We start from the raw sequence: 10,810 nt of genomic DNA on the forward strand, positions 1-10,810 counted from the left end.
CGTGAAGAGTTTCGGGCGCCGGCAGGCGTACGAAAGTCCCCGAGGAAGGAACCCGCGGGGCACAGTCGACGGCTATGGGGATTTCGATCTGCGGCCGATGTCGGTGATGATGCTAATGCCGCGGGAAAGCGCTGAGGTGGATGCAGACAGGCCGCTTCGTTGCTCCTTCGCGCGGTATTGGCGGCCCGGAACTGGTTCGGACGGAGCCATGTCGGCGGCGAGATTGGCGATAGACGCGGGCGGGTCCGTTACCGGAGGCGGGGCGCCTGCGGCTGAAGGATCGACCATGCCATGCCGGATCATGGAGCTTTCTCCCGGTTCGTGGCGGTTGTATCGGGCGGCCCGCGTGGCTGCCTAAAGCGTTCGAACGTCTCGATGATGATCATGCGCCCGCCACAGCAGCGGCATGGCGGCCGGAAGTCGTCCGGCACGCCTGATGTGTCGTCGTCAGGCGGCGCGGCGACATCCAGGAGTTCGCGGGCGAGCGCGAGACTGGCCTTGCGGGCGGAGCCAGCGAGCAGGCCGTAGTGCCGGATGCGGTGGAAGCCGCGCGGCAGGACATGGATCAGGAAGCGGCGGATGAACTCATCAGCCGCGAGCGTCATCACCTGCTGCCGGTCCGCGCCATTGCGGCGATAGTCCTTGTATCGGAAGGTGACGCCTCTCTCATCGATGGCGATGAGGCGGCTGTTCGAGATCGCCACACGGTGGGTGTAGCGCGACAGGTAGGCGAGCACCGCCTCCGGGCCGGCGAACGGCGCCTTGGCATAGACGACCCAGCGCTTATTCCTGACAGGAGCAAGGTGGCGCAGGAAGGCTCGGCGCTGGGCCAGGTGCGCCAGCGATCCGAAGACGGCGAGCCGGCCAGCGTCGTGCAGCGCGACCAACCGGGAGAGGAATAGGCGGCGGAACAGCTTGCCGAGCACGCGCACCGGAAGCAGGAAGGCCGGACGTGAGTTGATCCATCGGCTTCCGTCCGGCGCGATGCCCCCGCCCGGCACGATCATGTGCACGTGCGGATGGTGCGTCATCGCCGAGCCCCATGTGTGGAGCACGGCGGTGATGCCGATGCGCGCGCCGAGGTGTTTTGGATCGGCGGCAATCGTCAGCATCGTCTCCGACGCCGCCTTGAACAGCAGGTCATAGACAGCCGTCTTGTTCTGGAAGGCGATGTCGGCGACTTCGGCCGGCAGCGTGAACACGACGTGGAAGTAACCGACAGGCAACAGATCGGTCTCGCGCTCGGCGAGCCATGCCCGCGCAGCAGCGCCCTGGCACTTCGGGCAGTGCCGGTTACGGCAGGAGTTGTAGGCAATCCGCCACTGGCCGCAGTCCTCGCAGGCTTCGACATGCCCACCAAGGGCCGCGGTGCGGCAGTTCTCGATCGCCGACATCACCTTCAACTGGTCGAGGCTCAGATGTCCGGCATGGGAGATCCGATAGGCAGGACCAGCAGCATGGAAGATATCGGCGACCTCAAGCGAGGCCCGCACGGCTCAGCTGTCGGGCGCAGACTCTTCCATTTTGAACAAGCCAAGCCGATCGAGCGGACTTGTCACCGAGCGCACGGTACGTGTCGCAACCTTGGTGTAGAGAGCCGTGTTGTTCAGCTTGGCGTGACCGAGTAGCACCTGAATGACGCGGATATCGACGCCGTCTTCCAGAAGGTGGGTGGCAAACGAATGGCGCAGCGTATGCAATCCGACCCGCTTGTCGACGTCGGCCTTCCTTGCGGCTTCGACCACGACGCGGTGAAGTTGGCGTGTGCTGATGGGCCTCAGCGTGTTGATGCCCGGAAAGAGCCAGCCGTCCCGCCGCATGACGCCCTGCCGGTGGCCGACTTGCCACCATTGACGCAAAAGCGTGAGCAGATCCTCTGACAGCATGGCGTTGCGTCCACGCCCGCCCTTGCCGCGCTCCACTCGCAGGAGCATGCGCTCGCTGTCGACGTCAGCGACCTTGAGCGAAGCGACCTCGGAGACGCGCAGTCCCGAGCCATAGGCAACGGCCAGCGCCGCCTGATGCTTGAGACAGGTCGTGGCGTCGAGCAGGCGCGTCACTTCCTGACGGCTCAGAACCACCGGCAGTTTGCGCGGCTGCGCCAGCCGCACGAGGCGGCGGGCAAGATCAGGGCGATCAACCGTGGTATTGAAGAAGAACCGCAGCGCTGACACAACGCTGTTCATCGTCGGCACCGGGACACCCTCGCTTTGCTGCCATATCTGGAAGCGGCGCAGATCATCCGCTGACGCCGTATCGGGAGACCGCCCGAGAAAGCTGGCAAGCCGTCCGATGTCGCGGAGATAGTTGCGTTGGGTCTCGTGCCCGAAGTGGCGCAGGTTCATGTCGTCGATCAGGCGTTGACGAAGCGGGCTGATCGTGGGCGAGTTCGGTTGGTTGTGCATGGTCAGGCTCCTTGTTGAAGAAGCCCGTCATGCTCTGCCCGCGCCGAGCGACGCTCAATGCAGAGCGCGATGGTCGCCCTGTACCTTCTACCTCAGTCGCACGCGCCTTCCCGCGCAGCGGGTTCGTTCATCGACCCCTAAACGGCCAAAATGAATCCTCGCCAATCCAGGGGACCTAATTTGACGCGAAGGAGCGGGTTGGGGGTGGATTCCTGCCTGTCCGCTTCTGGGCTGGCAGATTTGGAAGCAGACGTCGCTGTCTGGACATGCTCCCCAGTGTGCATCGCTCCACCCTGTACCGTATGTTGGGTCGTCACCCAATCTTCTAGCAATTACCAGGATCATATCTCTCGCAATCATTTATCCGGGTGCGTGGAGAGGATAAAATCGGGCAATTGTTCCGATCACGCCGGGAGCAAGCGATAATCCGGGATCGCCAGAGGTCGCGATATTGACAGCCCAGTCGGGGGATCGACTTCCTTCAGGACCTGATTTGCGTCCCGCAACAAGACTTGAGTCCATTGCGGACAGTCGCAAACCTCGGGCTCTTCCCGCTATCGTGATTTTCCGATCTGGCCGAGATGCGTAAACGAAAAGCCTTCAGGTGGTTTAAGCCCGTATCCGAGTAGTCGTCAAATCCGGAATGTGCAAGCCAGAGTGCGCCCAAGGCCGCAAGGAAAGGGGCCGCGAAAACTAGCCCCAAGGCGATGAAAACTGCCCCGAATGCATAGATGTGGACGGTATTATAGGCAAACGCCCCCGACCCTTGGCCCCAACCCATAGCCGCCAAACGTTGCCAAATTACTGCTCTGACCATTTCAGCCTCGTAAGATATGCAAGAGACTCAGTTTAACTGGGAATTTGGACTCATGTTCGGGTTTGGCACCAGTGCAAGAGATCAAGATACCAAAAGAGAACACCCAAGCGGCCTGACCCGATTTATAGGCCCAAAAGCGTCATCGCGACCAAGCGCCAGCGGGTCGGGCGAACGGCCAGGCAAAGCCTGCTGGCCTGCGTCAGTTGCAAAACTTGAGTAGCTGCCGGCTTCGTACCTGGGGTGAGGCATACGCGATACCACGGTGTTGTGCGGCTGCGGATACCTCAGGATTTTATTACACTTTTCAGCCAGCCGCCGCATTCGCTGGAATGCCGTCCAGTGCGGCGAGTGTATCGTCCGACAGATCGAGTTCGGTCGCGGCGATGTTCTCGTGCAGATGTGTGATCGACGTTGTGCCGGGGATCAGAAGGATGTTCGGTGCGCGATGAAGCAGCCAGGCGAGCGCGACCTGCGTCGGCGTGGCGCCGAGACGCTGCGCGACGTCGGAAAGCGCGGATGACTGAACTGGCGTGAACCCACCGAGCGGGAAGAAGGGCACATAGGCGATACCGTCTCGTGCGAGATCGTCGATCAGTACGTCATCAACTCGATGTACGAGATTGTAGTGGTTCTGTACGCAGGCGATGTTGCAGATTAGGCGCCCTTCGGCGACCTGAGCAGGCGTGACATTGCTGAGCCCGATATGACGCACCAGGCCTTTCTGCTGGAGCTCGGCCAGAGCGGTGAGCGGTGCCTCGATCGACCCTTCAGCTGGGCCGTGCGCATCGAACATGATGCGAAGGTTCACAACTTCCAGTATGTCGAGCCCAAGATTGCGCAAATTGTCATGCACCGCCTGCGTAAGCTCCTCCTTGGATGAGGCAGGAAGCCATGCTCCGACCTCGCCGCGCCGGGTACCGATCTTCGTGGAAATGAGGAGATCGTCAGGATATGGCGCGAGCGCCTCGCGGATCAACCGATTGGTGACGTGGGGACCATAGAAGTCGCTGGTGTCGATGTGGTTGACACCGGCTGTCACGGCCGCGCGCAGTACCGCCACTGCGGCATCAGGATCCTTGGGTGGGCCGAATACGCCGGGCCCGGCAAGCTGCATGGCGCCGTAGCCGAGACGCCTGACGCTGCGCCCGCCAAGCACAAAGAGTCCTGATTGCTCGATGTTGGTCATGATCTTTCTCCTTGTTTGAAGCAATACCGATAAACCTTGCCGGAATGTGTGATAAGCCAATACAATCCGTACACGCTGTGCTAATCTTCGAACAATGAAGACGGACCTCGGTGACCTGAATGCGTTTGTAGCGGTGGCGCGCACCCGCGGCTTTCGCGACGCCGCGCGCCAAAGCGGGGCGAGCCCGTCCGGTCTGAGCGAGGCGGTGCGGCGCCTGGAAGGCCGGCTTGGCGTCAGGCTCCTCAACCGCACCACCCGCAGCGTTGTGCCGACCGAAGCCGGAATGCGCCTTCTCGAACAACTCTCCCCCGCCCTGCGAGAGGTGGAAGCGGCACTCGACGTGGTGAACAGCTTTCGTGACAGGCCGGCCGGTACGCTGAGGCTCAATGTTCCGGTCAGCGCGGCGCGGCTGGTACTGCCGCGCATCGTTTCCCCCTTTCTTACCGCCTTCCCCGATATCCGGTTGGAAGTGGTGACCGAGGAAGGCTTCGTCGACGTGTTGGCAGCCGGGTGTGATGCGGGGATCCGTTACGAAGAGCGGCTGGAACAGGACATGATCGCGGTGCCGATCGGTCCTCGTATGCAGCGCTTTGCCGTCGCCGCTTCTCCCACCTATCTGGACCGACACGGCAGGCCCAAGCACCCGCGCGATTTGCTGGGTCACGCTTGCGTGCGTCACCGCTTTCCAAGCGGCGTGACACCATCGTGGGAATTCGAATACGACGGCGAGGAGGTGCTGGTCGATCCGACAGGACCGTTGATCGTGACGGCCGGCGGCGCCAGCGACCTCGCCGTCGATGCAGCAATCGCCGGTCTCGGCATCGTAGGCCTGTTTGAAGACTGGCTGCGCCCCTATTTTGACAGCCGCGTCCTCGAACCCGTCCTCGAACCATGGTGGGGGCACTTTTCCGGGCCGTTCCTGTACTATCCAGGACGACGCCTCGTGCCTGCTCCGCTACGGGCGTTTATCGATTTTATCAAGGCAACGGCTGAACAAGCCTGACATTCCCGCTCCAGATCAAGCCCTTCCGGTTTCCAGCTATCATCCCGAACACTTTCTTGAACTGGCGACTGAAACGGCTTTGATCGGCAAAGCCTGTCGTCAGCACAGCCTTCCATCCCACAAGATATTCACCAAGAGGGTCACCAATCGCCGACAGACCGAGCCCAAAAGCGGACGCCCTAGCCCTGGGGCATGTCTATCGGAGAGCCTCCGATCTCCTGGCTCCAAGCATGAGGTCCCAGGGCGGCGTATCTCCGAAGCTGGCACTCAAATGTTCAATGAACCGACGAAGCTTCAAGGATACGTGTCGTTTCGTGGGATAGACCGCATGGATAGCCAGTTCCGATGCCCAGTAGTCCGACATCAAAACAACCAGATCCCCGCGAGCAACTGACTCCCCGAATACGAAGCTTGGGCCATAAGCGACGCCGGTCCCCGCGACCGCAGCAGCCAGCAACATCTGCATATTATTCGTACTGAGCCTCACCGGACCATCGATCGTGTGGGCGCTGCCGTCAGGCTCCATGAGGGTCCAGTCCCCGGGCGAAACCGCTTCGCTAAACGCGAGCCGGGGCATCTGGCAGAGATCTTCCACGGTTTTTGGCGCACCATGCCGCGCAAGAAACGACGGCGCCGCGCAAAATATCATTCGGCATGGCGCGAGCCGCCGGGTTATGAGATCGGAATCCTTTAGCCGCCCGATGCGAATGGCTACATCAATGCCATCGGCCAATAGGTCGACATAGCGGTCGCCAAGCATGATCTCGACAGCGACATCAGGATGCGCGGACAGATAATTCGCTACGACGCCGCCAAGATGCATTGCGCCAAAGGTTGTCGGCGCGGCAACGCTCAGAACGCCACGCGCGGTCTGTTGGGCGTCCTGGGCTTCTCTCGTCGCCTCCTCGACGTCCTCCAGTATATGCTTGCATCGCGTATAATAGGCTTGCCCCACCTCGGTCAGCTTCAGCATCCGTGTGCTGCGCTGGAGCAATCGCGCTTTCAGTTGCTCCTCCAGCGCCGAAACATGCTTCCCGGCCATTGAAGGTGATAGGCCAAACCGCCGAGCCGCGCCGACAAGGCTGCCCTCCTCGACCGCGGCGACGAACACCGCCATGCTGGTCAATCGGTCCATATTCACCTCAACATGATAATCTCATTATCAGATGCCGATATTATAAAGCCAATTATCCACCGTATCGACAAGAGCTATCTCCCTATCATCCAACCAATCCGAGTTGGTTCCGAGAAAGGAGACTTGCAATGAAAGTCGCGTCGAATGGCATATCCATCCATATCGAAGAACAGGGCGATGGCGATCTGTCGCTTGTTTTCCTGCATTACTGGGGAGGATCATCGCGCACCTGGAGACACGTTACTGCCGGGCTGGCACCTCGCTTCCATACCATTGCCATCGATCATCGTGGCTGGGGAGAGTCCGATGCCCCTGGAGATGGTTATGGTCTAGGGGATCTCGCGGCTGACGCTGAAGGGGTGATCAAGGCGCGGAACCTGCAGCGCTATGTGCTGGTTGGCCATTCAATGGGCGGCAAAGTCGCCCAGCTTATGGCGTCGCGCCGCCCCGACGGGCTCGTTGGCCTTGTTCTCGTCGCACCTTCTCCGCCCACGCCCATGGCCATACCGGAAGAGGCGCGGGCGATGATGGCAAGCTCCTATGACGACCGGCAAATGATTGAGGCGACCATCGACAAGGTACTGACAGCCAAGGCACTTGCCACGGAAGACCGCGAACAGGTCATCGCCGACAGCCTGCGCGGAGCGCTTTCTGCAAAGCAGGCCTGGCCACGAGCCACCAGCCAGGAAGACATCACGGCACAGGTTGAGGCCATCAATGTGCCCACCCTCGTCATTGCGGGTGAATTGGACGGTGTTGATTCCCCTGCGGTATTACAAGCCGAATTGCTTACCCGCGTCCCGCAAGCCGTAATGCATGTGCTGCCAGACACGGGGCACCTGTCTATGCTGGAGTCGGCTGAAGAACTGGTCCCGCTCATCGAGCGCTTCTGTCGTCCGCTGAGCTATTTGTCGTGTGGCGATTGAAGCAGAGTTTGTAACCGTCACGCTTTGCAGCCACCTGCTTGCAAAACAGACTGGCCGCGCCCGACGCCAAGTCGCTGCTGCCGGCGAGCGCGTGCCTTGACGGATCAGAGCTTGGAGCACGCCTCCCTCTCAGAGGCGCGCCAGTGCTTGGCCACCTCTACGGTGTATGCAGCCCTGGCAGCACGGTCGCCGCGGCTAGCCAATTCCACAAGCACACCGAGTGAGTGCCAGGTTTCTCTGTACACCGATCCCGTCATTCGTTGCGACAAATCTGATCGAACCGTTCGGCCAACATGGCCAACGATACTTGCCCCAGACGGTGCATGAGAAGCGCCTCGGCTTCGCGCATGGCACTGTCTAGCGTCTGGTTGACCGCTCGTTCTACCGCACACACCGGATGAAGGTTTCCGCTGCTCAAACTGAACAGCGTCGAGGAAGCGACGGCTCTGTGAATGTCCAATAGCGTTACGGCGTCGAGATCGACTGCGATGCTCCAGCCTCCACCCCGGCCATTGACGGATCGGACATAGCCCACCTCCCTCAAACCTGACATCGTTCGTCGAACGACGACAGCGTTCGTTCCAAGCATCTTGGCGATCTGCTCGGATGTAAACGGCGCATCATGCCTCGCCATATGGAGCAAGACGTGAAGCATCCGGGACAGGCGGCTATCGGGTCTCATGAGTTTCCTTTGAGATTGGCCGCAATGGCTCAAGCTGCGCATTCCGACGAAGCCGGCCAGTGATTCCGATCAATTACCGGCCACCCATTCCAATTTCATTCCGGCCGGGATTCCGATTTGAAGCCGGCCACTTTTTTGGATCACCTGGGTCGTTGTTGAGATTTGGTTCGAGTTTCGTTTCTGGTCAAGCCTGAGCTGTTTCCGGGTTTTGTGGCGCGCGCCGTTTTCGCATGCTTTCGCCGGTCAGTTCGATGCGATAGGCGTTGTGCACGAGGCGGTCGAGGATGGCGTCGGCGATGGTGGGATTGCCGATGATCTCGTACCAGTGGTCGACGGGCACCTGGCTGGTGACGATGGTCGATCGCCGCTCATAGCGGTCCTCGACGATCTCGAGGAGATCGCGGCGCTGTTCGTCGTTGAGCTTTTCGGGTCCCCAATCGTCGAGGATGAGCAGGTCGGTTCGGGCCAGCGCCTTGAGCATCCTGGCATAGCGACCGTCTCCCCTTGCGAGAGCGAGCGTGGCGAAGAGCCGTGGGGCGCGGTGATAGACGACGGAGAAGTCCTCGCGACAGGCCTTGTGCCCGAGAGCGCAGGCGAGCCAGCTCTTGCCGACACCGGCCGGGCCCGTGATCAGGAGCCCGTGACGCTGGCGAATCCAGTCGCAGCCTGCGAGCTTGAGGTACAGGGAGCGGTCGAGCCCGCGTTCGGCACGGAAGTCGGCATCTTCGACCTGCGCATCATGGCGCAGCCTGGCAGCGCGGGCACGCGCCTCGAAGCGCTTCTGACGGCGCAGCGTCGCTTCGTTCTCGAGCAGGATGGCAAGCCATTCGCCATGGTCGAGGGCGCGTGCTTCCGGCTGCGCGTCGAGATCCTGGAAGCCTTTGGCCATGCCGTGCAGTCCGAGGTCGCGCAACATGTCGAGGGTGGGATGGGTCAGCATGATCTTTATCTCCTCAATGGAAGTAGCCGGGACCACGCAGATTGGCGTGGTCGATGATGGCGCCGGGATTGCCGGCAGGCCGGGCGGCCTTGTGGTTGATGATGAGGGCGGCGATGCTCTTGCAGGTCAGCCCGCCGATCTCGACGGCGCGGGCTGATATGGTCTCGGCACGCTCACGACGGAGATCCCGGTAGAGGCGCAAAACGCCAAGGCATGTGCGGAACCCCTGTTCCGGATGCGGTCGGCTGGCCAGAATGGCGATGATCAGCCCCTCGGTCTGTGGCCCGATCGATGCCGCCCAGCGGCGGAAGCGTGCCGGCGTCCACTCTGCATATCGACGGTGGGAACTGGGCATGTGCTCGGGGTTGGTGCCGTAGCGGCGTCCGCCATAGCGGCGCTGATGAACGGCGACGCGCTTGCCGCGGTGGAAGATCTCGATCGTCCTGCTGGTCGCGCGGATATCGACCTGCTGGCGGATGAGGCTGTGCGGCACGGAATAGAAGAAGGTCTTGAACTCGACATGATAGTCGGTGGCGACGCGAGCCAGGCGCCATTCGGCGAACTCGTAATTCTGCACCGGTAGGCTCGCCAGGGTCGGCCGTTCCACCGTCTCGAACAAATGGCGGCGGCTGACGCCAAGGCGGCGCATGACATGGTCATTGATGCGGTCGAGCGCCCCGGCGATTGCGGCATTGGCCTCGGCCAGCGAGAAGAAGGTCTGTCGTCGCAGCCGGCCGAGAATGCAGGTCTGGGCGAAACGCACGCCGTTCTCGACCTTGGCCTTGTCCTTCGGGCGACGCGGCCGCGCCGGCAGCACGCCGACGCCATAGTGCGAGGCCATCATGCCATAGCTGCGGTTGATCTCCGGATCATAGAAGGAGGCATGATTGACGCCGGACTTCAGGTTGTCGGGCACGATCAGGCGCGGGACGCCGCCGAAGAAGCTGAACATGCGTACATGCGCGCCGATCCAGTCCGGTAGCGCCTGCGTCCAGGTCGCTTCCGCATAGGTGAAGCCGGATGCACCCAGGACGCCGACAAAGATCTCCGCCTCGCGGATCTCGCCGGTCAGCGGGTCGACGATGGCGATCTTCTTGCCGGAATAATCCACAAACACCTTGTCGCCGGCGACATGCTCCTGGCGCATCGTCGGCGACAGACGCTTCTCGAAGCCGCGGAACAGGTCGCAGAAACGGCTGTAGCCATAGCCGCCGGAATGGACGGCGCGGTACTCTTCCCACAGAAGCATCAGCGTGACGCCCGGCTTCTTCAACTCCAGCGCAAGATCCGCCCAGTTCGGCTCCGGCAGCCGGCGCAGGCCCTGCTTCACCCCGGCGCGGGCGAACAGCCGGTTCTCCAGCGCGTCGTCGGTCAGGTCGCCTGGCAGCGGCCAGATCAGTCCCGCCGCGGTCGCGCGCTTCAGATTGTCCTGCACGGTGCTGCGCGCGACGCCCAGCCTCTGTGCGATCTCGCGGGCGCTGGTTCCATCACCGGCAAGCCGCAGCATCTGTCGTAATTGTCTCATGGTCAGCCTTCTCTTTGCCGGCATTACGCGTCCCTTGTTCAAAAGGACCGTCATGCCAAAGTTGCTGACCCTGGTGCTCCTGCTCAGACCTCAAAGCGGCCGGATATTGATCGGAATGGTGGCCGGCTTCACGTCGGAACGATGGCCGGCTTCAGGTTGGAATGCCCGGCCGGATAATGTCGGAATCCGCA

General features: G+C 61.6%; 10 protein-coding genes. 2 read left to right on the plus strand and 8 right to left on the minus strand.

Features of this window, described 5'->3' with window-relative positions; genetic code table 11:
* Positions 1 to 299 precede the first annotated feature (299 nt).
* From BFN67_RS20115 to BFN67_RS20130, 4 genes are all read right to left on the minus strand, one after another.
* Positions 300 to 1,493, minus strand: coding sequence for an IS91 family transposase (locus BFN67_RS20115; protein WP_080919263.1), 1,194 nt, complete (start codon positions 1,491 to 1,493; stop codon positions 300 to 302).
* Between the two features lie 3 nt (positions 1,494 to 1,496).
* Positions 1,497 to 2,405 carry a tyrosine-type recombinase/integrase gene (locus BFN67_RS20120; RefSeq protein ID WP_080919264.1) on the minus strand — a complete coding sequence of 303 codons (909 nt, stop codon included), beginning with the start codon at positions 2,403 to 2,405 and terminating at the stop codon, positions 1,497 to 1,499.
* A gap of 481 nt (positions 2,406 to 2,886) precedes the next feature.
* Positions 2,887 to 3,222, minus strand: a complete 336-nt coding sequence (locus BFN67_RS20125) for a DUF4260 family protein (protein ID WP_342587460.1) — start codon at positions 3,220 to 3,222, stop codon at positions 2,887 to 2,889.
* 304 nt (positions 3,223 to 3,526) lie between these two features.
* Positions 3,527 to 4,408: an aldo/keto reductase family oxidoreductase gene (locus BFN67_RS20130; RefSeq protein ID WP_080921284.1), complete on the minus strand. Its 882-nt coding sequence runs from the start codon at positions 4,406 to 4,408 to the stop codon at positions 3,527 to 3,529.
* A 94-nt stretch (positions 4,409 to 4,502) separates the two neighbouring features.
* Here BFN67_RS20130 and BFN67_RS20135 point away from each other — a divergent pair, with 94 nt between their 5' ends.
* Complete coding sequence (locus BFN67_RS20135) at positions 4,503 to 5,411, plus strand: LysR family transcriptional regulator (protein WP_080921285.1); 909 nt, start codon at positions 4,503 to 4,505, stop codon at positions 5,409 to 5,411.
* Between the two features lie 196 nt (positions 5,412 to 5,607).
* Here BFN67_RS20135 and BFN67_RS20140 read toward each other — a convergent pair whose 3' ends face one another.
* Positions 5,608 to 6,546 (minus strand): LysR family transcriptional regulator, encoded by a 939-nt coding sequence (locus BFN67_RS20140; protein WP_080921286.1) that lies wholly within the window; start codon positions 6,544 to 6,546, stop codon positions 5,608 to 5,610.
* Positions 6,547 to 6,674: 128 nt separating this feature from the next.
* Between BFN67_RS20140 and BFN67_RS20145 the strand changes: the two genes are divergently transcribed.
* Positions 6,675 to 7,472, plus strand: a complete 798-nt coding sequence (locus tag BFN67_RS20145; RefSeq protein ID WP_080921287.1) for an alpha/beta fold hydrolase — start codon at positions 6,675 to 6,677, stop codon at positions 7,470 to 7,472.
* A 253-nt stretch (positions 7,473 to 7,725) separates the two neighbouring features.
* Here BFN67_RS20145 and BFN67_RS20150 read toward each other — a convergent pair whose 3' ends face one another.
* The 3 genes from BFN67_RS20150 to istA form a co-directional block, all read right to left on the minus strand.
* The gene (locus BFN67_RS20150) at positions 7,726 to 8,154 is read right to left on the minus strand and encodes an Rrf2 family transcriptional regulator (protein ID WP_080921288.1); all 429 of its coding nucleotides are present in this window, start codon (positions 8,152 to 8,154) and stop codon (positions 7,726 to 7,728) included.
* 184 nt (positions 8,155 to 8,338) lie between these two features.
* Positions 8,339 to 9,094 carry an IS21-like element helper ATPase IstB gene (gene istB, locus BFN67_RS20155; protein ID WP_080917952.1) on the minus strand — a complete coding sequence of 252 codons (756 nt, stop codon included), beginning with the start codon at positions 9,092 to 9,094 and terminating at the stop codon, positions 8,339 to 8,341.
* Between the two features lie 13 nt (positions 9,095 to 9,107).
* Complete coding sequence (gene istA, locus BFN67_RS20160) at positions 9,108 to 10,643, minus strand: IS21 family transposase (protein ID WP_080917953.1); 1,536 nt, start codon at positions 10,641 to 10,643, stop codon at positions 9,108 to 9,110.
* Positions 10,644 to 10,810 lie beyond the last annotated feature (167 nt).

Source organism: Manganibacter manganicus (genome assembly GCF_002075885.1).
Lineage (GTDB): Bacteria > Pseudomonadota > Alphaproteobacteria > Rhizobiales > Rhizobiaceae > Mesorhizobium > Mesorhizobium manganicum.

Bases quoted from the DNA above. Each gene is read 5' to 3' on its own strand.
- BFN67_RS20145 (WP_080921287.1), top strand. From the start codon at position 6,675: ATGAAAGTCGCGTCGAATGGCATATCCATCCATATCGAAGAACAGGGC.
- BFN67_RS20130 (WP_080921284.1), bottom strand. From the start codon at position 4,408: ATGACCAACATCGAGCAATCAGGACTCTTTGTGCTTGGCGGGCGCAGC.
- BFN67_RS20125 (WP_342587460.1), bottom strand. From the start codon at position 3,222: ATGGTCAGAGCAGTAATTTGGCAACGTTTGGCGGCTATGGGTTGGGGC.
- istA (WP_080917953.1), bottom strand. From the start codon at position 10,643: ATGCCGGCAAAGAGAAGGCTGACCATGAGACAATTACGACAGATGCTG.
- BFN67_RS20120 (WP_080919264.1), bottom strand. From the start codon at position 2,405: ATGCACAACCAACCGAACTCGCCCACGATCAGCCCGCTTCGTCAACGC.
- BFN67_RS20140 (WP_080921286.1), bottom strand. From the start codon at position 6,546: ATGGACCGATTGACCAGCATGGCGGTGTTCGTCGCCGCGGTCGAGGAG.
- BFN67_RS20135 (WP_080921285.1), top strand. From the start codon at position 4,503: ATGAAGACGGACCTCGGTGACCTGAATGCGTTTGTAGCGGTGGCGCGC.
- BFN67_RS20150 (WP_080921288.1), bottom strand. From the start codon at position 8,154: ATGAGACCCGATAGCCGCCTGTCCCGGATGCTTCACGTCTTGCTCCAT.
- istB (WP_080917952.1), bottom strand. From the start codon at position 9,094: ATGCTGACCCATCCCACCCTCGACATGTTGCGCGACCTCGGACTGCAC.